A 22,666-nucleotide genomic window follows, 5' to 3' on the forward strand; every position below is an offset into this window, starting at 1 on the left:
TCACATAGAGCGACATCTGGCTACGAGGTGCAGCGCTGGCAGCAATAGCGCCCATATCAATGCAAGCAGGAACATGCTGGGCCAGGGGCCCAACGGTAAGCTGACGTCAGCCAATTTGGCGCCCCCCAGGTAAGACAGCGGACCGCCAAAGGCTCCAAGAAGACTGCTGAGCCACCAAGACCGGGCAGTCCAACCAAGGCTGTAGCGTAAAGTGCTGGCGAACAGCAGCCAGAGCAATGCCAACCACAGTGGCAGCACCAATCGGGCGCCGAGGAAGTCAAACAGCCCAAGGTGCAACAGAGTGGTATCCAGAACCCACCCGCAGGCTGCCACGCGTAACAACACGCGCCACTCACGGCTGTCTTGAGCGACCCATCGCAGGTGCACGGCCAGGCAAGCAAGCGCCACCATCAGTAGCCACGGGCGTTGTGCGCCGAATACGCAGGCCAACCAGCCGATCTGGAACAACCCACCATTGAGCAGTAGCCGTGCTCGGTTTTTCACGCTGATAGACCGAAGTGAGCTGGCCGTGCCCCTGGTTTGGCCAGCAACAGATGCGCAGTACCGATGCTGCGCTCAAGGAAGCCTCCCTCGCAGTAGCATAGGTAGAACTCCCACAGGCGAAAGAATGTCTGGTCGTACCCTAGTGCTTCTAGGCGGTGTCGGTTGCGGCGTAGGTTGTCGTGCCAAAGTCTCAGCGTGCGGGCATAGTGCTGACCGAAGTCTTCCATGTGCTGCAGGTTCAAATCGGTATCGCGACTGATGGTCTGCAGCATGGCGCTAACCGAGGGCAAAGCACCGCCTGGGAAGATATAACGCTGGATGAAGTCGACCGAGTTTTTCGCCTGCTCATAACGCTGATCGCGAATGGTGATGGCTTGCAGCAGCATTAGGCCATCGTCCTTAAGCAGATGAGCACACTGTTTGAAATAGGTAGGAATGAAGCGCAAGCCAACGGCCTCGATCATCTCGATCGACACCAGCTTGTCGTAGACACCTGCCAGGTCTCTGTAGTCCTGCAGCAACAGGGTGACACGATCCTGCAGGCCCTGCGCTTCAATTCGGCACTGGGTGTAGGCGAACTGCTCACGCGATAAGGTGGTAGTGGTCACCTTGCAGCCATGACGGCTTGCAGCATAGAGCGCCATGCTGCCCCAACCCGTGCCAATCTCCAGCAGGTGGTCTTCGGGCTTGAGCTCAAGTTTCTGGCAGATTCGTTCCAGCTTGTACAACTGTGCCTGCTCCAGGCTATCGCTGTCGGTGCGAAACATGGCTGCGGAGTACATCATTGTGGGGTCCAGCAGTTGCTCAAACAACGCGTTACCTAGGTCGTAGTGCGCCGAGATATTGCGCCGCGAACCTTGGCGCGTATTTCGGTTAAACCAGTGGAGGGCTTTTACCAAAGGGCGTCGCAGTCGTGCCAGACCACGCTCAATCCCATCCAATACCTGCAGATTGGCGACGAAAATGCGGATTACCGCAGTCAGGTCGGGGCTGCTCCAATAACCTTGGATATAGGCCTCGCCGGCGCCAATCGAGCCATTGGCCGCCACCATCGTCCAGAGCGCTGGGTTGTGTACCTCAATTTCGCCATGCAGCGCTGCGCCAAGCTGCCCGAAGCACAAACGCTCACCTTCCACGATCAGTACCAACTGCCCATAGCGCAGTTGTGCAAGCTTATGCAAGACCGCTTTTTTAAGCAGTCGGGCACCTACACCGTTGGCAGTCGGGCTACAGGTAGTGGTGGGGTCCAGGCTAGGGTTTGTCATGACGAGACTCCAGTTTCGCTGTGCAGTAGTTACCGTTGGCGGCTTTATGAGAAAACAGAGGCAGACGCTTGAGGAACAGGCGCAGGGCCTGCCAATAAATGCCCAGTAAGGTCTTGCCGGTCATCCAGGGAAAGGCCAATAGGTGGCGGTGCAGGCTGTGGGGTGTGAGTTCGATGCGTTCCAGGCCCAGGCCGGCTTCAAATATTTTTTGCTCACCTTGCCAGTCCTGCATGGTCACCTGCAGCTTGTGTTGAGGGGCGGAAAAACGCATGCGGTATTCCAGATCGCGGGGCAGAAAGGGCGATACGTGAAAACGCTTGGGTACCCGATGGCGTGACTCACCTGTGGGGTGGGTCGGCAGCACGTAGTGGTATCTCTCGTGCCAAGGGGTATTGCTGACTTCGCAGAGGATGGCGGCCAGTCTTCCGTCGGGTTCGAAGCAGTAAAACAGGCTGATCGGGTTGAAGGACAACCCCCAACTGCGAGGCTGGGTGAGCAGGCAGATTCGTCCCTGCGGTGCGTGCCCGATGGCTTGCTCGACGCGCTCGCGCACAGCATCGCTCAGCGTCATACCCTGGCGCGTGGCGTGCGGCAGGTAGTCAGTTTCGCGGAAAGCGAAGGCGGCCCAGCGCGAACATCCGGCCAGCCACGAGAGGCCCAACACCTGCGGTTGTTCGGCCAGGTCCAGGTAGAGCATACCAATGCGGTAGCGAAACGCATGAGCGCGCGGTAGCAAACGACGGTGGCTAACCCAGCCCTGGTACAGTGCACTGTTCATAGGTGTTCTCCGAACGCGGCGGCCACACGTAAGGCACTCACTACACCGTCTTCGTGAAAACCGTTGGCCCAATAGGCGCCACAGTAGTAGCTGTGTTGAGCGCCCTGGAGGTCGCGCCAGCGGGCTTGGGCGGCCAGGCCGGCAAGGCTGTACTGCGGATGTGCGTAACGGAATCGGCCTAGTATTTTGCTTGGGTCAATCGAGGCGGTCTGGTTCAGGCTGACGCAGAAGGTGGTCCCGCTTTGGATTCCTTGCAGGATATTCATGTTGTAGGTGACGGCGGCAGGTTGCTTTATCGAGCCACCGAGGCGGTAGTTCCAGCTCGCCCAGGCCAGGCGACGGCTAGGGAGCAGTCGAGCATCGGTGTGCAACACCACGTCGTTCTCTGCATAGGGCAGTGCGCCAAGCACCTCCTGCTCGTGCTGGCTGGGTGTAGCCAGCAGGCGTAATGCCTGATCGCTGTGACAGGCAAACACCACACTGTCGAAACGCTCGCTGCCGGCGGCGCTTATGAGGGTTACGCCTGCGATGTCGCGCTCTACCCGATATACCGGACAACTTAGGCGAATGCGCTCTGCGAAGCTGGCGCACAGCGGTGCCAGGTAACTGCGAGAGCCGCCACTGACCACACGCCACTGCGGCCGATGACTGACCGACAACAAACCGTGATTTTTACAAAAGCGCACGAAGAACTGCAGTGGAAAATCCTGCATGTCGGCCAGTGACATCGACCAGATCGCTGAGCCCATGGGTACGATGTAGTGCTCGACAAAGCGTTGACTGTAGCCATTTTGGCGCAGGTAGCTGCCAAGGGTAGTGTTGGCGGCGATACGCTGCTCGTCCAAATCACGCAGGGCTTGGCGATTGAAGCGCAGAATGTCGCGAAGCATGCGCCAGAACGCGGGGGATAGGAGGTTGCTGCGCTGGGCGAACAGGCTGTTGAGATTGTTACCGTTGTACTCGGTGCCAGTGCGTGGATCCTGAACCGAGAAGCTCATCTCGGTAGGTTGCGAGGCGACACCAAGCTGATCCAGCAGGCTGATGAAGTTCGGATAGGTCCTGTCGTTGAAAACGATGAAACCGGTGTCGATGGCATGATGTTCGCCATTCACCTCAACGTCCAGAGTATGGGTGTGACCACCGATCCAGTCGCTGGCTTCGAATACCGTCACCTCGTGTTGACGGCTGAGCAGGTAGGCGCTCGTCAGGCCCGAGATGCCGCTGCCGACAATGGCTATTTTCATGAGGGTTGTTCCGTGGCGGTGCGAGCCATGCGCTTTACCAGCGCCAGTTGAAGGCGCTGAGGCAATAGCGCCAGCAGGCGCAATGCGCCAATGAAGGGCCAGGGAAAGGCTATTTCCATCGGCCGTTTTTCCAGGCGGGCGACGATATGGGCGGCGGCCTTGTTGGCTGTCCAGCGCATCGGCATAGGGAAATCGTTCTGTTGCGTCAGCGGCGTATCAACAAAGCCCGGACTGACCAGGGTGACGTCGATATCCTCTTGCGCCAAATCTATGCGCAGTGACTGGAACAGGTAGCGCATAGCAGCTTTGGAGGCGCCATAGGCTTCGGCGCGCGGCAACGCCAGATAGGTCACAGAGCTACATACTGCCACCAGGTGTGGTCGCTGGGCTTGGCGTAGCAGTGGCAGGGCGGCTTGCACACAATAGGTGGCGGAGAAGAAATTGGCGCGCATCACGCGCTCGATCATGTTGGCTTCGAAGCAAGCAGCGTCTAGATATTCGCAGGTGCCTGCGTTGAGGACGACTTGATCCAAGGCGCCCCATGCGAGTTCGATTTGCTTTCCCATGGCTTGCACTTGTTGGGGGTCGGTCAGGTCGCCGGGCAGCACCAATACCTGTTCGGGGTATTGCAGGTGCAGGTTTTTCAGCGCCTGGACATTGCGCGCGCTGACGGCCAATTGGTGGCCCTGGCTCAGAAAACGCTGCGCTAGAGCGGCACCGATGCCACTGCTGGCGCCGGTCAGCCAGATATGCTTCATGCCAGCCTCCCTTTCAGCCAGCCAATCGCAGGCCCCATCAGCGGTAAGTGTTCGTAGAGCAACGCACCAGCATCGAAGTAGTCGTGGTGCTGGTACACCTTGTCGCGCCATAGCAGATGCGAACAGCCCTCTACCGCTATCGGTTGGCCACGGCGCAGTCGAGGGTGGCGGTAAGTCAATTTCCAACGAAGGTAGCCGGCGCCGTCTCGCAACTGGTCGTAGCCATGGAAGCTGAAACTGAGCTGGCTGACATTGGTGTACAACTCGGCGAAATACTCGTGTAGTGCCGCCAGCCCCTGAATGGTGTGCAGCGGATCGCGAAAATGCACGTCGTCGCTGTACAGTTCGCCGAGCCTGTGCAGGTTGCTGACTTTCAGTGCCGAGAAGTCCTCGGCGAAACGTTGCAGGAAGTCAGTCATCAAGCCTCTCCAGTAAGGGTAAGTCTCTGAAGGCTTGCAGCGCCCGCTGGCGGCTGCCGACCAGATCTACGATTGGCTGCGGATAATTGGCCACACTGAACAGCCCGCCGAGCGCAGCAGGGGCGTGGATACTCCTGTTGTCCAGGTCGGCCAATTCCGGCAGCCAGTGACGGATAAAACGACCGTCCGGGTCGAAGCGTCGTGATTGGTTGATCGGGTTGAACAGACGGAACCAGGGCACAGCATCGGTTCCGGTAGAGGCACTCCATTGCCAGCCCCCGTTGTTGGCTGCCAGATCGCCGTCGATCAGATGGCGCATGAAGAAACGTTCGCCTTCGCGCCAGTCGATTAATAGGTTCTTGGTCAGGAACATCGCCACCACCATGCGCAGTCGGTTGTGCATCCAGCCTGTGGCGAGCAACTGGCGCATGGCAGCGTCGATCAGTGGAAAACCGGTACGCCCCTGTTGCCAGGCGGCCAACTCTTGTGGCGCATGGCGCCAGGGCAACGCTTCTGTGGTGGGGCGAAACGCTCTGTGCCGGGATACCCGTGAAAAACCAACCAGGATGTGCTTATAGAATTCGCGCCACAGTAGCTCGTTGATCCAGGTGACGGCGCCTGCGCTGCCAGCTTCAAATTCACCCTGGTTGCAGCTCAGCGCAGCGTGCAGGCACTGGCGTGGCGAGAGCACGCCGGCGGCAAGATAGGGCGACAGCTGGCTGGTACCAGGTTGAACAGGGAAGTCGCGCTGTCGGTCGTAAGCATGCAACTGCTCTTCGGCGAAGCGCTGCAGACGTTCCTGTGCCACGGCCTCGCCAGCTGGCCACAAGGACGGAATGCCAAGGTTCGGTGTAGTAAAGTCGGATAGGCTCGTGGGGATCGTGTCACTGTCTATAGTGAGCCGGGCTTGCACATGTGGCCGCGCCACCTGGGCGGGTAGGGCAGTGTGCAGGCGCTGATAGCAAACCTTGCGAAACTGGCTGAAGACCTGAAAATAGCTACCCGAGCGGGTGAGTATGCTGCCGGGTTGAAACAGCAACTGATCCAGGTGGCTATGGAATCCCACGCCAAGCTCGGCCAGTTGATTCGCCACCTCGCGGTCACGTAGCGTTTCATGAACCCCATATTCCTGGTTGACTTGAACGCTGGCGATGGACTGCTCGCGGCAGAGCGTGGCCAGCACGGCGGGCGCATCACGCCAGTGTTCTGCTTGGCGTATCAGCAACGGTACGTTCAAAGCCTGCAGTTGGGCTCTAAGTGCCACCAAGTTACGGAGCCAGAAGTCGACTTTGCACGGCGCGTCGTCGTGCGCCCGCCACTGGCCAGGGCTTATAAGGAACACCGCCAGGGTAGAGCCGGCCTGCATGGCCGCTGTCAGTGCGGTGTTGTCCTGAACCCGTAGATCATTGCGAAACCACATCAACTGCTGCATGAGTCTTTCCTCAGCGACCGGCAAGCAGGCCAAGCCGCTGCAGGCAGTGCAGGGCGATCAGCGGGTCGCCAGCAAGGTGTAGGTTGGGGAGTTCTGCCAGAGACTCCTGGTGGATGCTCACGACATGGCCACATAGCAGGAATGGAGAGCCGCCTGCAGCTAGCAGGCACTGCAGATGCCGGGGTTCGATGCTCTGATTGCTGTGAAGCAAGACGGCGCGCGGGTTTATGTGGCGTGTAGCCAGGGCAAGGTCACCTGCGGGAATTGCCCATTCAAGCACGCGTACGGGACAGCCAGAACTGCTCGCCAGCCAGGCGCACAGCCACAGTCCAGGCTCCATGCCGCTCTCAGATAGATTCAGCAGCAGAAGGGGCGCGTCTCCCAGCTCGCGGTTGTCGTGATAAATGCGCGCGGCCAACTTAGTGCGTAGCCAGGACAGGAAGAACACCTGTTCGACGCGTGCTTTGGCATGGCCGCTCCAGCGCAGTTTCAGTTGCAGCAGCAGCGGCATCAAAAGGTGCCTACAGAGGGTTTCTGCAGGGTAAAGTGCCAGCGTGCGGTTGAAGTCTTCATCCAGCGGACGCTCGGAAAGTTGTTCGATGTAGCCGAGCCATTGCAGTTGCTGCACGCCCCACTGCGAGTTCGCCGGTTCCGCTGATTTTTGTGCATCTTCAAGCAAACGCTTGACCTGGCTAACTGCTACCCCCCGCTCTAGCCAGCTAAGCACTTCACGAATTTGCACGATGTCCTTGTCGCAGTACAGGCGGTGGCCTTTAGGCGTGCGCTGCGGCTTGATCAACCCGTAGCGCCGTTCCCAGGCGCGCAATGTGACCGGGTTCACGCCAGTCTGACGCGCCACTTCGCGGATTGGCAGGAGACCTTCGACCGTATGCATGTCGCAGTCAATCGGCGAAGTTGTAGGGTCCAAGGTGTTCATAAGGCGTTTCGCAGGCTGAGGTTCTCCGGATGTGGTTGCATGTAGGCTTGGCGTTCGATGTAGGCATGAGGATGACGACGCAAGTGATGCTTTATCAATGTAAGGGGCACCACCAGCGGTACGATGCCCAAGCGGTATTGCTGGATCAGCTCTTGCAGTTCCTGTTTTTCCGGCGAACTCAAGGCGCGCTTCAGATAACCCATCAGATGCTGCAAAACGTTGCTATGGCTACCACGGCTGGCTGGCTTTTTGAGGGCGCTCATAAATGCGCTGAAGTACTCAACGGCGAACAGGTCAAGGGGCTTAGCAGCACTTTGTGCCAGCTCCCGGCCGAGTAGCTGATATTGCTCACGGCAAGTGGCCATAAGCTGGTACTTGTAGCGTTCGTGGAAGCAAATAAGTGCTTTGCGCGTTAAACCGGCACGCTGCAAACGTCGCCATTCGGCATAGGCGAAGACGCGGGTGATGAAGTTCTCGCGTATCACCGGGTCGTTGAGTCGGCCATCTTCCTCTACCGGCAGGTTCGGGCGTGCACGCATTAGCGCAGCTGCGAACAAGCCACTCCCTCCTTCGGCTGCAGGATAACCGTTGTCTTGATAGACCTTGACCCGCTCCATGCCGCAGGAAGGCGATTTCTGCATCAGGATGTAGCCACAGATATCGTCAATTTGCTCAGCTGTATGCTGTCCAAAAGCGGTTAGCGCCTCGCTCACATCCAACTCACGATTAACCGTGCCGATCGCCCGCGGTTTTTTTGGATCGCCGACCAAGCGAATGGGTTGGCGTGGTGTGCCAAGGCCAATAGCTTGCTCTGGGCAGACGGCTTTGAACTCAAAGTGGCTAGATAGAATTTCGGTGCATAGCGCAGACGCCTTGTGCCCGCCGTTGAAGCGCACGGGCTGGCCGATCAGGCAAGCGCTTATGCCTATCTTGATGGTGTTGGTGGTGACGGCCATAGAAACCTCACTCTTGTACGGCCTGCACGTTTTGTACAGCTTTTCCCAAGAATAAGACTAATGTTGTACAAGTCAACCTTTCTGTATAGGTTTGTGTGAAGTGTGTGGACGGCATGAAGGTCCTAGCAGGTTGCTTCATTCCTTTTCAAAGGGAGAAAAAACATGGCATTTCGGATTGCAAGTGATTGGTCGCGCAAAGCTATCGGTCTGCTTGTAGTGCTGACGTTGCTGGGCACGGGCGCTTGCTCCGTAGCCCCGCCCAAAGGGGTCGAGGTGGTTACCCCATTCGAGATTGAACGCTACCTAGGCACTTGGTATGAGATTGCCCGCTTGGATCATTCCTTTGAGCGCAACCTTAGCAACGTTCAAGCACACTACAGGCTGAAGCCAGATGGCGATCTCGAGGTGGTCAACAGGGGGTACAACGCTGATACTGGGCGGTGGAAGGAGGTGGCTGGCAACGCGAAGTTCACAGGCGCGTCTGATGTGGGTTCACTCAAAGTTTTGTTCTTCGGTCCCTTTTACGGGGGGTACCACTTGGTCGCACTGGACCAACGGGACTATCGCTGGGCGATGGTAGTAGGTCCGAGTCGCGACTACTTGTGGATCCTGGCTCGCGATAAGCAATTGTCTGATGAGGTGCGTGAGCAATTGCTTGCGCAAGCGCTAAAGCTAGGCATCGATGTTTCGCAGTTGATCTGGGTTGTACAAGACAGGAATGGCACTTGAACCCAAATCGTCCGAAAGGGCTTTTGAGCACCGGGGTACTGACAGGCCAACGGCTCCAGCAGTTCTTCGGATACAGGGATATCTCTTTGCCCGTCCCGCGTTCGAAGCCCTGCCGGATGTAACCTGGCCGGAGCCCTGAATTCGAGTTCTTCAGCCCAGATCAGCGGCTCTGGTCCAGTGTTTGGGCAAATGTGCTTATGACTTCCACGACCTGCTGCGCACCTAGCTGTATGTCCATGATTACCGTGCCGGCCTGATTAGCAAGACTCACGCCGTGTTCTGCTTTAAGCGTACCGGATTGCATGCTGATAACCGCTTGCCTAGCCAGTTCGCGGTTCTTGCCAACCACTTCGGTGATCGCAACTGTCGCCTGGCTAGTACGCCGTGCGAGGCTGCGTACTTCATCGGCTACCACCGCGAACCCGCGACCTTGATCGCCTGCCCGGGCTGCTTCGATGGCGGCATTGAGTGCGAGCAAGTTGGTTTGCTCAGCGATGCCACGGATAGCATCAACGATGGCGCCGATCTCCTCGGACTGCACGCTGAGTGCGTTGATCCCTTGGGCTACCTGCTCGAGTTCATCGGCGATGCTTTGTACCACTGTGACGGTTTGCTGTACCACGCCAGATCCAAGTCTGGCGTGCTCGTCGGTTTGGCGGGAAGTGTTGAATGCCAGCTGCGCTGCTTTTGATTCGATTTTGCGCTGTTCAACCTGACGGGTGATATCGGTGGCGAACTTGACTACGCCGTAAAGCTGGCCCTGGGCGTCAAAGAGCGGGTTGTAGGTCGCTTGAAGCCAGACGATATCGCCCTGTTTATTGACGCGTTGAAATACCCCAGCGCTGAATTCGCCGCGGTTCAAACCAGACCAGAAAGCACGATACCCTTCGCTAAGTACCTCGTTTGGTCGGCAGAACTTTTGATGGTGTCGGCCGCGAATTTCTTCCAAACAAAAACCCATTACGTTCAGGAAATTGGAATTGGCATTGACGACTTGGCCGTGCAGGTCGAACTCAATGACGGCCATTGAGCGATCGACTGCCTGCATGAAGCTTGATTCAGTCTGCGAGCGTAGCGTGCGCTCGTTGACGTCGAAAGCTACTTTGATAATACGTTGCACATTGCCGGCAGAGTCACGCACTGGTACATAGCTTGCTTCCAGCCAGAGCCGGTGTCCTTCGCGCGCCAAGCGCAGAAGGTGAGCGCTGAAACTCTGCCCCTGCCTCAGTCGCTGCCATAACTCGTTGTACTCACGGCTTTGCACATAATGCGGCTCGCAGAACATGCGGTGGTGCTGGCCACGAATCTCGTTCAACGAGTAGCCCAACATTTTCAGAAACAGTGGACTTGCGTCGAGCACTTCGCCTGTTGGGCTAAATTCGATGATCGCCATGGCGCTGTGCAGGGCGTCGTGCTCGGCGGCGAGCATAGCCCTCTGCTCCTGGCTCTCGCGCAGCGCGGTATTAAGTTTGCGGGTGCGCATGAACATTCTTGGGGCTCCATGAGGCGTTGTGTGTTGATGGAAGGATGAATGCTGTAAGCAACGCGCAAAAAACTTGCGCGCTAATCAAGCGTGGTCACTGAGCGATTATCGATCTCAAGCCTGTACAGATATAAATTGTGTATAGCTATCGAGCAGGTCGCTTTCTATTTATCAGGCTGGACGCAGAGGTGCTCAGCACCATCCGATTTTCCAGCGCTGGCTATTCCTGAGCTCTCGCCAGTCGAGCAATTGTTTGCGCCCGTTGTGCACTGCCTGCAGTTCAATTTGCAGAGGCGTGCCGTCTTCGTCGCATATCAATTCAGTTACGAGGAAATGCTTTTCCCGGTTTACTGGCTGACAGGCAGTCCACTTGGACAGCCCCAGTTTTCGTGGGTTGTATCTGTTCATGCGTTCTCCACCCGTAGGCTTTCACGTCTTCCCGTCCGAGATGGGCGCCTGCTGAAGCAGCGTTGCTGGAGCCGATAATGGCATTGTGATGATAGGCTACTCCGACCTCAAAAGCTGTACAACAATTCAATTATGTACAAGAATCTTGCGAGGTGTCACAACATCCTGCGAGACGCATGCCGTCTGGCCATTAGCTGTTGTATTTCCTTTTTTGACTTTAGGAACACCCTATGACCGGACAAGCCCTGCTGCTGTTGAACCTTGGCTCCCCGGCCTCACCAGAGGTCGCCGACGTACGCCAGTATCTCAATCAGTTTCTGATGGATCCTCACGTTATCGATCTGCCTTGGCCTCTGCGGCGGCTACTGGTGTCACTTATACTGGCGCGTCGGCCGGCTAAATCTGCCGAGGCCTATGCCTCGATCTGGTGGCCTGAAGGGTCGCCGCTGGTGGAGATTAGTCGTCGTCTGCAGAAGGCTGTGATCGCGCACTGGAAATGTGGGCCGGTGTTGCTAGCGATGCGCTACGGCGAACCGAGTATTGAGCGGGCCATATTGCAACTGGCCGCCGATGGGATTGAAAAGGTTACCTTGGCGCCGCTATATCCTCAATTCGCCGACAGTACTGTGACTACGGTGATTGCTGAGGTGCGTCGAGTAATACGTCTGCACAAGCTGCAGATGCGTTTGTCGATTGTTCCCCCGTTTTACGATAGTCCCGAGTATTTACAAGCGTTGGTTGCCAGCGCGCAACCCTATCTGGACAAAGGCTTTGATCATCTCTTGCTGAGTTTTCATGGCCTTCCGGAGCGACACCTGCACAAGCGAGACGGCAGCGCTCAACACTGCCTGAGAGGTGATGATTGCTGCCAGCGAGCCGAAGGCGAAGTGCTTGCTGGTTGCTACCGTGCACAGTGCTTGAAAACTGCGCAAGGACTGGCGGCCAATGCTGGTTTAGAGGACGGACAATGGTCGCTGGCTTTCCAGTCGCGCTTAGGCAGGGCGAAGTGGATCGAACCGTATACCGAGGCGCGATTGGATCAATTGGCGAGGCAAGGCGTAAAAAAACTTCTGGTAATGTGCCCGGCTTTTGTCGCGGATTGCCTTGAAACCCTGGAAGAGATCGGCGATCGCGGGCGGGAGCAATTTCTGGCAGCTGGTGGCCAGGACTTGGTGCTTGTTCCTTGCTTGAATCATCACCCCGCGTGGGTTGATGCGCTGGTAGCTTTATGCAAACGCGCACCATTGGAACTCTAAACTGTCAGTTTCAGGCCTTGGATTGCAATTGAGCCAGCTGAGCCTTCAATGCTGCGACTTCTGCTTCTAGTTCCTTCACCCGTTCAGCGGCCTGAACTTCGACGCTAACGTCCTTTTGGATACCGATGAAGTAGGTGAGTTGGTCAGCGTCGTTGAACACCGGGGTAATAGACAGTTCATTCCAGAAAGCGGTACCGTCCTTGCGATAATTGCGAATGATTTGTCGGCATGGGTGAAAGTTGCTGACCGCTTCTCGAATGAGGGCAAGGCCGGGTTGGTCACGATCATCGCCTTGGAGAAAACGACAGTCCTGATACAGGATGTCATCGACGTTATAGCCTGTCAGGCGCTCAAAGGCTGGGTTAGCGTAGATCAGGATGTTGTCGTCGCCTTCTTGCTCGGCGACTACTATGCCATCGTTGGATGCTTCGACCACCAGTTGCAAAAGCTTTGAATTGATCATGTTTGAAGCCCCAATGAATTTCACCCCATTCTAGGATAAACAGGCTCACCAGAGCCGGATCAAGAAAAAAATACAGCTCGTCGCACATGAGGAAGGTACATTTGGTATCGCTAGGAGTCGTGAGCCGCTCGAGCGTACGGCCCATGGTCGGCGAGCTTTTCGCTTGGATTGTAGTCACTCACGGTGCGTTTAGCTGCTTGAGATGGCCAACTGATATCAAGGTGTTAGATTATTCTCAAGGCCTCCTGCTGCAAATAACTTGGTAGGCCCTTAGCGGCCTGTACACTCTAGGCATCCATATACTACGGTTTGCCCATATGACTGAACAAACCAAGCCTGAATTGATCGCGCCCGAACTGTCCAGTGGTGATGGGGTGCTACCCATTCGCGAGGTTGTGCGTCTGACTGGAGTCAATCCTGTGACTTTACGTGCCTGGGAGCGGCGCTACGGGCTTATTCGACCCGTGCGGAGCGAAGGTGGGCACCGCCTGTATTCATGCGAGGACGTTGCAGCCATTCGAAGTATTGTTTCTTGGACCGAACGTGGTGTCTCAGTGAGCAAGGTTGGCGCTCTTCTGGCACACAGTAAATCGCGAGAGAGCAATGTTCAGCACCATTGCGATAGTCGAGTAGCCAGCGCTTCAAATGCTGACGATCTAGCGCTTTCCCATGCGCAGCAAGGTCAGTGGCCCGAGTGGCAAGCATGCATCCGTGAGGCCGTGGCAGCATTCAATGGACCACACCTTGAACATTTGTACAGTCAACTACTCTCTGTTTACCCGATGTCGTTGGTATTCGAGGAAATTCTGCTACCGGTGTGGCAGCAGCAATTACAACAAGTCGGTTTTGGAAAGCTCAGTCAGTGGCTTTTCTATGACGCTTTTCTTCGAGCTCGTGTGCTACTGCGGCTGCAGATGAACCCGCGCAGTAACACTAGTGAGAATGGATGCGTGTTACTCGCTGCAATGCCTGGGCAATGTCGTGAGCTGGAGTTGCTTGTCACTGGACTGTTGATTGGTCGTGATAGCGGATGGGTGCAAGTTTTGGCTCTTGGTCAGCCGCTTAATGAGCTGCCGCTTGTCTGTCAGGCTATCCACCCTGAGGCGTTGGTCCTATTGGCTCCTGCTCCTCTTTCGGGTGATTTTTTGCGGGAACTCAACCAGCTGGCGTTTGCCATCGATTGCCCCCTGGCGCTTGCTGGGGTGGGGGCGGAGCTAGTCGAAGATCAACTCAAGGGGTCTGCCATTGCCAACCTAGGCAGTGATACACGACTTATGCTCTCCAGACTCAGGCAGTTTGTAGACGGTCACCTAGATACTTGAGGGCTAAGAGGCTGAACGGCCTTCGCCGTCGCTCTCAGGGCAGTCATCGAACCAAGCCAATGAAATAGCTTTTCGAACAATTGCAACCTGGGCCGGCCCTTGGAACAAATAACCCGCAAAAGAGGAGGAGGGTGAAGCATTCTGACAGTTTAGGATTTCGAGTTGAAATCTAGAGTGCCATTGGCCACTTGTAGACTGGGGCGAAACCTCCACCCGGGGTTCGAAAGTTAGTGGTCTGCCCTTGATAAAGACGTGCCGCCACCCATTGCACATCGCCGTCGTACACATAGTCGCGCAGGTCGAATTTTAGTGCCTGCGCAGGTGCGTCAGCTGAGATCACTCGTTCACCAGGTAGCACCAGCGCCTGCGCCACATACCCGCCCGCAAGAGTGTCCTGCCAAACACGTTTAGTGAGCTTGTCCCCTCGGTACGCTGCGCGACTGCCAAACCCAGCGAACGGTTTAAAGAATCGCGTGCGCCGTTCACTCCATAAGCGCTCCGCACTGTCAGCAGTAACCACTTCCGTGCGCGGAATGCCGGCCAGCAAAATAGCCTGAGTGCTCTGAGACACGCCCAGCTGCTGAAGGCTGTCTGCATCGCTGAGCAACGCCAGGTTTCGCTTGTCAGCATATAAGGCGTGCGCCTGCGGATGGGGGGTAATCACCGTTGCATTCGTCAAATAGGCTTCGCGCAAGGTGTCGCAGGATGAGGACGTCAAGTAGAAATCGGTCAGCCTGTTGTAGACCAGATCGATGGCCAGGTCACCGTGCCACAGTCGGTTGTCGCGCAATCTCAATTCAGTCGGATCGGCGATGACTGCTTGCAGGCCGTGCCGCTCAAACAGTTGCTGGAACAGCAAAAACTCGGGGTATAGGTACTGCTGTGCAGGAGCCTCATCGACAATGGCGATTGTGCGCAGAGCCTGCTGCTGGCCACTGAGCGACCATTCGCGACGGAACATCGCCACGATATTGGCTTCCAGCGTACTCGCCAGGGTTGGCGAAGGCACCAGGCCTTCCAGCGCGGCGCAACAGGCTCGTTGCGCTCTGGCTAGCACCGCGTTCAGCATTGCGCCGCCAGCATTGGTGTTGATTTCTATAAGCCCGAAACTGTCCTCTGCCACATGAAAGTCGTAGCCAAAGAAGACGCTTCGGGCGCCGCCTGGGTCATGTCTGGCAATGGCCGGCGCCGAGGCCAAAGCCTGTTCTCGATAGACCGGCAGAGCAATGACGGACTCAATGGCCCGAATCAAATTGCCCATACGCGATAGGTGATCTCCGGAGACAAACACCGGTAACGCGGCAAACAGATAGGGGCAACGCTGCCGTATCAGTTCCAGCAACCCAGGTTGGCCGATTTCCGACTCCAGCGCCGAACGCAGTGCCTGCTCACTGAGGCTGATGCAAAAACACCTGTTGTTCAGCGCTTCAATCGCAGAAGCCTCAAGGATTGCATGCGCAAGCAATGGTGGTGTCTTGGACATCTTGGGTTTGACCATAGCCGTCACTGCGCCGCCGAAATCCAGCCCTGGATATCCGCAACAGTCGGAATCTTTCCGCTGCTGACTACCTTCTCGTTGATCACCAGAGCAGGCGTGGCGAGGATGTCGTAAGTCATCATTTTGCCCATGTCGGTGATCTTTTCGACCTCGGCCTGGATGTTCAGGTTATGGGCGGCTTCGCGGGCTAAGGCTTCCAGTTTCTTGCAGTTGGCGCAGCCCGATCCGAGGATTTTGACGTTTAGCATGTAAAACTCCTTCGTGTGTTGGTCAGCTTGCTGTTTGTGTGCGGAGGCGGCGGATCAACAGATAGAGGGTGGCGATTACGACCAGCCAGGCCGCCATCCCTGTGCCGAGTGTTAGCCAGCCGGTGCCATTGACCCAGGCACCAAAGAGCAGGCCTGCGACGATGCTGAATGAGGCGACCAACCCGACGTAAGCGGCGGTCTTCTTGCGACCAATCACGGCGGCCACCATCAGCATGCTCTGCAAGCTCAGTTCAGGATCGGCCATCAGGTAGGCCAGGAGCGGGCCAGGGTGCATGCCCAGATCCAGGAACATCTTGGCTACCGGTACTTCCACCAGGGTCGGAAAGTACATGAAAACACCGAAGCCAACGGCCACGGCATTGGCCAGTACGGAGTTGCTGCCTGCAAGGGTTTCAATCCACTCAGGCTGAATGACCTGGCGCACCATGCCGACGATGAATACACCCAGCACCAGTACCACGAAAATCTGCTTAACGAAGCGCCAGGCTTCCCACAGCCAACCTTGCCAATCTTCGGCGGGCAGCTGGCGGGCAAAGTACCAGACAAAAAGTATGGTCGTTGCAACGGCAAATACACGGCCAGTGAAGGTAAAGGTCAAGGTGCCGGGCTCTGGCGTCAGGCGCATCGAGGCAATCAGCAAGGTACTGGCGGCCAGGCCCAGCGCAATCCATGTCCAGCTATTGGCCCCTTCGGTGATGTTATCCAGGCCGCGCTTGGCCGTGGCGGCGATCATCAGGAGCAGGGCGATGAGCACGGAGCCCTGGAAGCTGACACCTTCCTCGCCCTTGCTGGCGTCGAATGGCACCCAGCCAAACAGGGCGTCCTGCCACGCCTGGGCCCAGGACAGCGGGATGTAGATGCTGAACAGGTCTGCGGTCAGGGGCCAGAGCTTCAGGGTGCCGGCAATCAGCAGGGCCACCAAAGACAGGAGTACGCCCAATGCAGGCCGAGAAACACTGGCTTTCTCGGCGAACAGGGCATCGGACTGTGCGTCGTGGGTCTGGTCGTCCTTCCAGAAAATGGTGACCATCAGCAAGCCGATGCCGATGCCGAACACCAGGCAAAGAATCAAACGGGCGATTGCAAAGTCCGCCCCCAGGATACTGCCGGTATAGGCCAGGGCCATGATGTTGCCTGCCGGCGCAAAAAACAGAAAGGTGATCGCCGGGCCGATACCCGCGCCTTTGCGATAGACGCCCGCGAACAACGGCACAATGGTGCACGAGCAAACGGCAATCAGTGATCCCGCCAGTGCCGCCGCCGGGTAAGAAACGTAGACCGGTGCATGTCGGCCCAGCCAGTGGGTGATGCTGGCTTTGGGAATGAGGGCCGCCATGGCGCCGGCGATGAAGAATGCAGGCAGTAAACAGAGCAGCACGTGGGCCGCCAAGTATGAGGCCAGACTGCCGGCCCCGCCATTGAGCAGCTGGAGTACCAGTTCCATGGGGAGTCCTCAATCCTTAGCGTTAGACGCCGAGTGTTCATGATAGTGAATGTGCGTTGACGGTTTTTGACGTCGGTCTATGGCACGCAGGAAAAACTTGCGCAGTTCGCTGAACCACAGCACCAGGCTGCTCATGGCGAAGCATATCAGCCATTGCTTGATTGTCAGGGGTGCAGTGCTGAACGCCCGGTTGTGGAGTGGCCAATTTGCAAGCCATTGCCCAGGGCAATAGCGGCCCACAGCCAGCGATTGTCGAAAGCGAGGAGTATTTCCGCCCCGCCACCCAGCGCATGGAGAAGGATGTGTTCGAGCCCCGCTGGTACACCTGCTTCGCGCCCTCTGACAGTAGGAGAAAACGCCTAAATGCCTGGGCGAGCGGACAACCGTAGCTGCGACTCAGCCCACTGATAGAGCCGGTCTTGATGCGAACAGGCGGGGCGGCTTCGGTGTTTTGGTGGGCACTTAATGCTCAAGGCAAACTACGCGCCGAGGCTTCTGATCTTTCAGCACCCTGGCGCAATTCGGTGATGTCACGTTTCGGCGGCGTGCCAAACTGCCGCCCATACTCTCGGCTGAATTGCGAGGGACTCTCATAACCGACCTTGAATGCAGCAGTGGCGGCATCCAGGTGCTCGTTCAGCATCAACCGTTTTGCCTCATTCAACCTCAACCACTTCTGGTACTGCAGAGGACTCATTGCGGTGAGCTGCCGGAAGTGGTGATGGAAGGTTGAGAGTCCCATCTGAACCTGGTTTGCCAATTCGTCTACCCGCAACGGTGCGGCGTAGTTCAGCTTCATCCAGTCGATGGCCTTCGCAATACGATGTCCCTTGCTGCCCACTGAGGCGATGTGCCGGAGAAGCGGCGCCTGGTCGCTCAACAGCAGCCGATAGTGGATCTCTCGCTGAATCAGGGGCCAGAGTACCGGTATCGCATCGGGCTCCTCCAGGAGCTCAATCAGGCGGGTAAAGCTCTCCAGCAGCTTTGGGCTCAATGCACCCACTCCAGCGCTTCCATGAACAGGCTGACTGCTGATAGGTAGACGACCATCTTGCGCGATCAGCTCGGCCAGCGTGCGTAGGTCGAGTTTGAATACCAGGCCGAGACAGGGTGCGGCTTCGCTGGCCATTGTCACTGCCGAGTTGGCCGGGATGTTCAGCGAGGTGACTAAGAAGCGAGTCGTATCGTAGGGATGGACGTCACCGCCGATGACCATTTCCTTGGCCCCTTGCACGACTAACACAATGCTCGGCTCGACGATGCAAGTGATCGGTGGGGCAGGCTCATTGCGCCGGTAGACACCGAGGTCTCCGATGGATGTCCCGAAGTCTCCAGGGGTGGAGGCGTAGGCGGCGATGACCCTGCATAGGGTGACCATGGGGGAGGCGACTGGGAGCGATGGCAAGGTTGGGGTCATAGGAAGGATTCCGATCATGTCGTCAAAAACACTACGCCTGGAGCGCCTCAGCTGTCCACGCCTGCCCGGCAGGCTCTGGAGAATCAGGCAAGAAAACTACGCGTTTGCTCTACTGATGTTCCGGTCTCCCCGAGGAAGATGGGCGCCAATAAGAGATGCCTAGGATGCATTGCCTCTACAGCACCTCATACCATTTCCATTCCGAACAGACAGGAAGATGTCCATGAAGCCTCTGATCGTAGCGTTGGCCTTGATGGCCAGCTCACTCACTGCTGAAGCCGCCGATATGTCCCATGGATCCAGCAATTTTTACAAGAGCGAACAGGTCTCACTCGAACGGGTCACCTTCAAAAACCAGATCCAGATGAATACGGTCGGCAATCTGTTTGTTCCGAAAAACTTGAACCACAACACTAAATTTCCCGCCATCATCGTCGGGCACCCAATGGGCGCCGTGAAGGAGCAAAGCTCAAACCTCTACGCACAGAAGCTGGCTGAACAGGGCTTCGTGACCTTGGCTATCGATCTGTCGTTCTGGGGCGAAAGTGACGGTCGTCCACGCAATTTGGTGTCGCCGGACATCTATGCCGAAGACTTCAGTGCGGCTGTTGATTATCTCGGCACTCAAGGCTTTGTTGATCGCAACCGGATCGGCGTGCTGGGCATCTGCGGCAGCGGCAGTTTCGCCATCAGCGCGGCGAAGATCGACCCTCGCATGAAAGCGATTGCGACGGTCAGTATGTATGACATGGGAGCTGCCAACCGCAATGGCCTGAGGCATGCCGTCACGGTCGAGCAACGCAAGCAGGTCATCGGCGAAGCGGCGGCTCAGCGGGATGTCGAGTTTGCGGGTGGAGAAACCAGGTACACCAGCGGCACGGTCGATCAGTTGACTGATAAATCAAGTCCCATTGAGCGGGAGTTCTACGACTTCTACCGTACTCCCCGAGGTGAGTTCACGCCTGAGGGCCAATCACCGCTCCTGACTACGCACCCGACGCTGAGCAGCAATGTCAGGTTCATGAACTTCTATCCGTTCAATGACATCGGGACGATCTCCCCACGTCCGATGCTGTTCATCGCGGGTGAAAACGCCCACTCCAGGGAGTTCAGTGAAGAGGCCAATCGGCTCGCAGGCCAGCCCAAAGAATTGGTGATCGTGCCGGGGGCCGGCCATGTGGATCTTTACGACCGCGCCGACCTGATTCCCTTCTCAAAGCTGACTACGTTCTTCCGCGAAAACCTCAAGTAACACCTGCAGAACTGCCCAAGCCCGGCCCATACGAGCCGGGCTTGGGCATGTGCGCTTTTGTACAGCAACCCGAGAAACGCCATGACCAGCTCTGTAATACCCCTTCAACATACAAGCCGACAGGTCTGGAGTGCCGTCTTTGCGATGTCACTCTGTGCCTTCGCCTTGGTGGCTTCTGAGTTTCTACCGGTGAGTCTACTCACGCCGATTGCCACCGACTTGTCGTTGACCGAAGGCCAGGCCGGCCAGGCCATATCCATCTCGGGATTCTTCGCCGTTGTGACCAGTCTCTTGTTGTTCTCCATGACGCAGGGGATTGACCGTAAACCTGTCCTGTTAGCCACCACTGCACTCATGCTGGTATCCGCTGGGCTGGTGGCGTTTGCCCCGAACTACCCGACGATGATGGTGGGCCGAGCAGTGCTTGGAATTGCCATTGGAGGTTACTGGTCGATGTCCACTGCAGTGATGATGCGCATTGCCCCTGAAGCGCTCGTACCGAAGGCCATTGCCGTGATGCAGGGCGGCACTGCCTTGGCCACGGCAATCGCGGCACCTGTTGGAAGCTATCTAGGCGGCACAATTGGCTGGAGGGGGGCCTTCTTCTGCGTCGTGCCGCTGGCCGCAATAGCGCTCATCTGGCAGGTGTTCACTCTGCCGGCGATGCCGAGCGAGCGCACCTCGGTTTCTGCGACAGGCTCGCTGCGCTTGCTAGCGAACGGCTATGTCGCTCTCGGCATGGCAGCGGTTGCATTCCTCTTCATGGGGCAGTTCACGCTGTTCACGTATCTACGGCCTTTTCTGGAAACGGTGACGCATGTCGATGTGTCAACGCTCTCGCTGCTGTTGCTGATCATCGGCGCTGCTGGGCTGGTGGGAACAATGCTGGTTGGCTCGCTGGCCACCCGAAATCTTGACCGGACTCTGGTGGTTATTCCGCTGATAATGGCTGCCATCGCCTTTGCAGTGATCGCGGCTGGCACTTGGGTTGTTTCTGTAGCCGTTCTACTTGGAGTCTGGGGGCTGGTCGCCACCTGCGCTCCAGTGGGTTGGTTCACCTGGTTGGCCAAAGCGTTGCCGCAAGATGCGGAAGCCGGTGGTGGCTTGATGGTCGCGGTGATCCAGTTGGCTATCACGATTGGTGCAACTGCGGGCGGAGTGCTGTACGACGGATTTGGTTACCAGGCAACATTCTTAGCCAGTGGAATATTTTTGCTGATGGCGACTATCTTGACCGTTTCGACTGCTCGCAGATAGTTGGGCGCGTACTTACGTGGCATGACAGCATGAGAAGCTGTTCATCCAGTCTGCCTACTTGAATAGAACGCCGCTCTAAGCCCTGATGTAATCGCTTGGGCATTTGTCCAGATTATTACTTCAGGGCCGAACGTTCTTGAGGCATCAAGAGCCCGGTTCGACGGCAGGGTTATTTGTCGTCATTCAATATGGCTCATGCTTGCCCGCTTCGCTTGCATAGTGAGCTCTCCCTATCCAGTCACAGTTGAGAAGCTGGTCGATGAGACAAGGGAAATTTTGGAACCGTACTTGCCAGCCGATTGGCCCGTAGACGCTATTTGCAGTTGCCTGCTTTTCGATAACCCGCCGCCTGAGCTTCAGATTCCGATGTGAAAGATACCTGATTTTTTACAGACACCTGCGTATAGCCAGGACAGCCGCTTGGCAGATGATAGACGTGGCTTTTCTGGTTCCCGATGATCACACCGATGGCAGTGGATGCACTTGCCAGGGTAGGCTTTGGAACTGGTTGTGGGGCTTGCGCAGCGACAGCGCTCACGACGCCATCACCCACTGGCTTATACCCGCTTGTCCAGCTGCGTTGACCGGTAACGAATGGGTTGGAGTGGCCCATGATTGCGGAGATGCGGCGATCGCGTTCTTTCTCCCAGACGGTCACCGGATGCTGCTTGTCCCATGCCATGAGCAGCTGTTGCTGCTGTCGGGACATGTTGAGTTTGTACCGATCAAACATGTAAAACGTAGCCCGGGCAACGAGACCTTTGACCTCATCGCGCGGCTCAGCAGCGCGTTGGTTGAAGTCGACTTTGGTTTTGCACTGTCCGTACTGCGGGGCGACGCCGGATGCCATTCCGTAGTTGAAGTTACTTCGGTCGCCGTTCACTTCACCCACGGCAGGGTAGAGGTTGAACAGATTTGCTTCCATGGCCTTGAAAACAGGGTCGTCGTCAGCGCAATGCTCGCGTCCACCGCTCTGCCAGCACTGTCGCTGGTGACCTAATGTCCACGCGGGCACAATGTGCTCCCACTCGGTGCGTTCCGCTCGACTCTGCTGTTTGCGGGTTTCATAGCCACATGATTCTGGGTCAATGCGGCCTCCTGATTTACCTACCCATGTCCATTTGCAGCCGCAGTAAAGGTCGCCCATGGCGCTGTTCGCCTGGTCGAGATAAATCTTTTGTTTCGCTATGACTTTGGCTTCGGAAAAAGTGGCGGGAGGACTTGATAGGGCGGGGCTAATAACTGAGAAAGCCAGCACTACAACGGACAGCAATTTCTTCATGGTCAAGTGGTATTGGTTTGGGGGGCGCATTATACGCATGAAACCCGTCTAGCCCGCTGCAGACAGGATGGCCCCGAACGCTTGGAGAAGGCGATTCTGGCCTGAAAAAGGAAATGGAACTTGAGAGCAAATTACGGGCATTGCTTGACGAGTACGGCTACAGCTTCCCCCGGTGTCAGGATAGTTGTCGCCTCTCCGGTTTTTCCTAAAAAAGCATATCGGGGGCGGAAAGAGACTGGTCGTGCCGTACTATTCACCTGAACGCAGAGCCGCATTACTTAAGATGCTGCTTC

Annotated in this window: 23 protein-coding genes and 2 pseudogenes; 6 read left to right on the top strand and 19 right to left on the bottom strand. The window is 56.9% G+C overall.

All coding sequences use genetic code 11. The features are described 5' to 3' along the window. Genes C6382_RS05345 through C6382_RS05385 form a run of 9 tightly spaced genes read right to left on the bottom strand, consistent with a single transcriptional unit; the run spans position 1 to position 8,293 of the window. Entirely contained in the window at positions 1–504 is a 504-nt protein-coding gene (locus C6382_RS05345; RefSeq protein ID WP_107023481.1) for a DUF2878 domain-containing protein, read from the bottom strand. Continuing rightward, complete coding sequence (locus C6382_RS05350) at positions 501–1,769, bottom strand: cyclopropane-fatty-acyl-phospholipid synthase family protein (RefSeq protein WP_107023482.1); 1,269 nt, start codon at positions 1,767–1,769, stop codon at positions 501–503. The genes C6382_RS05345 and C6382_RS05350 overlap by 4 nt, the downstream gene beginning before the upstream one ends. After that, entirely contained in the window at positions 1,756–2,547 is a 792-nt protein-coding gene (locus C6382_RS05355) for a DUF1365 domain-containing protein (protein ID WP_107023483.1), read from the bottom strand. Before C6382_RS05355 ends, C6382_RS05350 begins: the two co-directional genes overlap by 14 nt. Then, positions 2,544–3,791, bottom strand: coding sequence for an NAD(P)/FAD-dependent oxidoreductase (locus C6382_RS05360; RefSeq protein ID WP_107023484.1), 1,248 nt, complete (start codon positions 3,789–3,791; stop codon positions 2,544–2,546). Before C6382_RS05360 ends, C6382_RS05355 begins: the two co-directional genes overlap by 4 nt. Continuing rightward, complete coding sequence (locus tag C6382_RS05365) at positions 3,788–4,549, bottom strand: SDR family oxidoreductase (protein ID WP_107023485.1); 762 nt, start codon at positions 4,547–4,549, stop codon at positions 3,788–3,790. The genes C6382_RS05360 and C6382_RS05365 overlap by 4 nt, the downstream gene beginning before the upstream one ends. After that, positions 4,546–4,968 (bottom strand): nuclear transport factor 2 family protein, encoded by a 423-nt coding sequence (locus C6382_RS05370; RefSeq protein ID WP_107023486.1) that lies wholly within the window; start codon positions 4,966–4,968, stop codon positions 4,546–4,548. Before C6382_RS05370 ends, C6382_RS05365 begins: the two co-directional genes overlap by 4 nt. After that, positions 4,961–6,400 (bottom strand): deoxyribodipyrimidine photo-lyase, encoded by a 1,440-nt coding sequence (phrB, locus tag C6382_RS05375; RefSeq protein WP_107023487.1) that lies wholly within the window; start codon positions 6,398–6,400, stop codon positions 4,961–4,963. The genes C6382_RS05370 and phrB overlap by 8 nt, the downstream gene beginning before the upstream one ends. Positions 6,401–6,410: 10 nt before the next feature. After that, positions 6,411–7,337, bottom strand: a complete 927-nt coding sequence (locus tag C6382_RS05380) for a MerR family transcriptional regulator (RefSeq protein WP_107023488.1) — start codon at positions 7,335–7,337, stop codon at positions 6,411–6,413. Continuing rightward, on the bottom strand, positions 7,334–8,293 hold the full coding sequence (locus C6382_RS05385) for a DUF523 and DUF1722 domain-containing protein (RefSeq protein WP_107023489.1): 960 nt from the start codon (positions 8,291–8,293) through the stop codon (positions 7,334–7,336). The genes C6382_RS05380 and C6382_RS05385 overlap by 4 nt, the downstream gene beginning before the upstream one ends. A gap of 162 nt (positions 8,294–8,455) precedes the next feature. Between C6382_RS05385 and C6382_RS05390 the strand changes: the two genes are divergently transcribed. After that, entirely contained in the window at positions 8,456–9,022 is a 567-nt protein-coding gene (locus tag C6382_RS05390) for a lipocalin family protein (RefSeq protein WP_107023490.1), read from the top strand. Positions 9,023–9,182: 160 nt separating this feature from the next. Here C6382_RS05390 and C6382_RS24580 read toward each other — a convergent pair whose 3' ends face one another. From C6382_RS24580 to C6382_RS05400, 3 genes and pseudogenes are all read right to left on the bottom strand, one after another. Next, on the bottom strand, positions 9,183–9,644 hold the full coding sequence (locus C6382_RS24580; RefSeq protein ID WP_371919565.1) for a methyl-accepting chemotaxis protein: 462 nt from the start codon (positions 9,642–9,644) through the stop codon (positions 9,183–9,185). Between the two features lie 93 nt (positions 9,645–9,737). Further along, positions 9,738–10,511, bottom strand: a pseudogene (locus C6382_RS24585) (PAS domain-containing protein); the annotation flags it as partial. Positions 10,512–10,697: 186 nt separating this feature from the next. Continuing rightward, positions 10,698–10,913, bottom strand: coding sequence for a TIGR02450 family Trp-rich protein (locus C6382_RS05400; RefSeq protein ID WP_107023492.1), 216 nt, complete (start codon positions 10,911–10,913; stop codon positions 10,698–10,700). A gap of 230 nt (positions 10,914–11,143) precedes the next feature. Between C6382_RS05400 and hemH the strand changes: the two genes are divergently transcribed. Next, on the top strand, positions 11,144–12,169 hold the full coding sequence (gene hemH, locus C6382_RS05405; RefSeq protein WP_107023493.1) for a ferrochelatase: 1,026 nt from the start codon (positions 11,144–11,146) through the stop codon (positions 12,167–12,169). A 10-nt stretch (positions 12,170–12,179) separates the two neighbouring features. Here the strand turns inward: hemH and C6382_RS05410 are convergent, their stop codons facing one another. Next, a complete protein-coding gene (locus C6382_RS05410; RefSeq protein ID WP_107023494.1) occupies positions 12,180–12,632 on the bottom strand; it encodes a PAS domain-containing protein in 453 nt (150 codons plus the stop codon). Positions 12,633–12,949: 317 nt separating this feature from the next. Here C6382_RS05410 and C6382_RS05415 point away from each other — a divergent pair, with 317 nt between their 5' ends. Continuing rightward, positions 12,950–13,954, top strand: coding sequence for a MerR family transcriptional regulator (locus tag C6382_RS05415; protein ID WP_107023495.1), 1,005 nt, complete (start codon positions 12,950–12,952; stop codon positions 13,952–13,954). 169 nt (positions 13,955–14,123) lie between these two features. Here the strand turns inward: C6382_RS05415 and C6382_RS05420 are convergent, their stop codons facing one another. The 5 genes from C6382_RS05420 to C6382_RS05440 form a co-directional block, all read right to left on the bottom strand. Then, positions 14,124–15,452, bottom strand: coding sequence for a hypothetical protein (locus tag C6382_RS05420; RefSeq protein WP_256588993.1), 1,329 nt, complete (start codon positions 15,450–15,452; stop codon positions 14,124–14,126). A 5-nt stretch (positions 15,453–15,457) separates the two neighbouring features. Then, a complete protein-coding gene (locus tag C6382_RS05425) occupies positions 15,458–15,700 on the bottom strand; it encodes a thioredoxin family protein (protein ID WP_107023497.1) in 243 nt (80 codons plus the stop codon). 22 nt (positions 15,701–15,722) lie between these two features. Then, positions 15,723–17,165, bottom strand: a complete 1,443-nt coding sequence (locus C6382_RS05430) for a permease (protein ID WP_107023498.1) — start codon at positions 17,163–17,165, stop codon at positions 15,723–15,725. A gap of 9 nt (positions 17,166–17,174) precedes the next feature. After that, the gene (locus tag C6382_RS05435; protein ID WP_256588994.1) at positions 17,175–17,405 is read right to left on the bottom strand and encodes a cation transporting ATPase C-terminal domain-containing protein; all 231 of its coding nucleotides are present in this window, start codon (positions 17,403–17,405) and stop codon (positions 17,175–17,177) included. A 229-nt stretch (positions 17,406–17,634) separates the two neighbouring features. Then, positions 17,635–18,543, bottom strand: a complete 909-nt coding sequence (locus tag C6382_RS05440; protein ID WP_256588995.1) for an AraC family transcriptional regulator — start codon at positions 18,541–18,543, stop codon at positions 17,635–17,637. Between the two features lie 262 nt (positions 18,544–18,805). On the opposite strand from C6382_RS05440, the gene C6382_RS05445 reads away from it, so the two are divergent. Together C6382_RS05445 and C6382_RS05450 are read left to right on the top strand one after the other, a co-directional pair. After that, entirely contained in the window at positions 18,806–19,834 is a 1,029-nt protein-coding gene (locus C6382_RS05445; RefSeq protein WP_107023500.1) for an alpha/beta hydrolase, read from the top strand. 81 nt (positions 19,835–19,915) lie between these two features. Continuing rightward, entirely contained in the window at positions 19,916–21,091 is a 1,176-nt protein-coding gene (locus C6382_RS05450; RefSeq protein WP_107023501.1) for an MFS transporter, read from the top strand. 313 nt (positions 21,092–21,404) lie between these two features. Here C6382_RS05450 and C6382_RS05455 read toward each other — a convergent pair whose 3' ends face one another. Then, positions 21,405–22,373 (bottom strand): endonuclease, encoded by a 969-nt coding sequence (locus C6382_RS05455; protein WP_107023527.1) that lies wholly within the window; start codon positions 22,371–22,373, stop codon positions 21,405–21,407. 86 nt (positions 22,374–22,459) lie between these two features. Here C6382_RS05455 and C6382_RS24590 point away from each other — a divergent pair. Next, a pseudogene (locus C6382_RS24590) lies at positions 22,460–22,537 on the top strand (transcriptional regulator); the annotation flags it as partial. Positions 22,538–22,666 lie beyond the last annotated feature (129 nt).

The organism is Pseudomonas sp. BBP2017, assembly GCF_003024385.1.
Classification (GTDB): domain Bacteria; phylum Pseudomonadota; class Gammaproteobacteria; order Pseudomonadales; family Pseudomonadaceae; genus Aquipseudomonas.

What these genes read in the sequence shown, in the direction of transcription:
- phrB (WP_107023487.1), bottom strand. Translation starts at nt 6,400, where the DNA reads ATGCAGCAGTTGATGTGGTTTCGCAATGATCTACGGGTTCAGGACAAC.
- C6382_RS05370 (WP_107023486.1), bottom strand. Translation starts at nt 4,968, where the DNA reads ATGACTGACTTCCTGCAACGTTTCGCCGAGGACTTCTCGGCACTGAAA.
- C6382_RS05365 (WP_107023485.1), bottom strand. Translation starts at nt 4,549, where the DNA reads ATGAAGCATATCTGGCTGACCGGCGCCAGCAGTGGCATCGGTGCCGCT.
- C6382_RS05360 (WP_107023484.1), bottom strand. Translation starts at nt 3,791, where the DNA reads ATGAAAATAGCCATTGTCGGCAGCGGCATCTCGGGCCTGACGAGCGCC.
- C6382_RS05385 (WP_107023489.1), bottom strand. Translation starts at nt 8,293, where the DNA reads ATGGCCGTCACCACCAACACCATCAAGATAGGCATAAGCGCTTGCCTG.
- C6382_RS05430 (WP_107023498.1), bottom strand. Translation starts at nt 17,165, where the DNA reads ATGGAACTGGTACTCCAGCTGCTCAATGGCGGGGCCGGCAGTCTGGCC.
- C6382_RS05355 (WP_107023483.1), bottom strand. Translation starts at nt 2,547, where the DNA reads ATGAACAGTGCACTGTACCAGGGCTGGGTTAGCCACCGTCGTTTGCTA.
- C6382_RS05455 (WP_107023527.1), bottom strand. Translation starts at nt 22,373, where the DNA reads ATGAAGAAATTGCTGTCCGTTGTAGTGCTGGCTTTCTCAGTTATTAGC.
- C6382_RS05420 (WP_256588993.1), bottom strand. Translation starts at nt 15,452, where the DNA reads ATGGTCAAACCCAAGATGTCCAAGACACCACCATTGCTTGCGCATGCA.
- hemH (WP_107023493.1), top strand. Translation starts at nt 11,144, where the DNA reads ATGACCGGACAAGCCCTGCTGCTGTTGAACCTTGGCTCCCCGGCCTCA.
- C6382_RS05390 (WP_107023490.1), top strand. Translation starts at nt 8,456, where the DNA reads ATGGCATTTCGGATTGCAAGTGATTGGTCGCGCAAAGCTATCGGTCTG.
- C6382_RS05380 (WP_107023488.1), bottom strand. Translation starts at nt 7,337, where the DNA reads ATGAACACCTTGGACCCTACAACTTCGCCGATTGACTGCGACATGCAT.
- C6382_RS05440 (WP_256588995.1), bottom strand. Translation starts at nt 18,543, where the DNA reads ATGGTCACCCTATGCAGGGTCATCGCCGCCTACGCCTCCACCCCTGGA.
- C6382_RS05350 (WP_107023482.1), bottom strand. Translation starts at nt 1,769, where the DNA reads ATGACAAACCCTAGCCTGGACCCCACCACTACCTGTAGCCCGACTGCC.
- C6382_RS05410 (WP_107023494.1), bottom strand. Translation starts at nt 12,632, where the DNA reads ATGATCAATTCAAAGCTTTTGCAACTGGTGGTCGAAGCATCCAACGAT.
- C6382_RS05400 (WP_107023492.1), bottom strand. Translation starts at nt 10,913, where the DNA reads ATGAACAGATACAACCCACGAAAACTGGGGCTGTCCAAGTGGACTGCC.
- C6382_RS05425 (WP_107023497.1), bottom strand. Translation starts at nt 15,700, where the DNA reads ATGCTAAACGTCAAAATCCTCGGATCGGGCTGCGCCAACTGCAAGAAA.
- C6382_RS05450 (WP_107023501.1), top strand. Translation starts at nt 19,916, where the DNA reads ATGACCAGCTCTGTAATACCCCTTCAACATACAAGCCGACAGGTCTGG.
- C6382_RS05415 (WP_107023495.1), top strand. Translation starts at nt 12,950, where the DNA reads ATGACTGAACAAACCAAGCCTGAATTGATCGCGCCCGAACTGTCCAGT.
- C6382_RS05445 (WP_107023500.1), top strand. Translation starts at nt 18,806, where the DNA reads ATGAAGCCTCTGATCGTAGCGTTGGCCTTGATGGCCAGCTCACTCACT.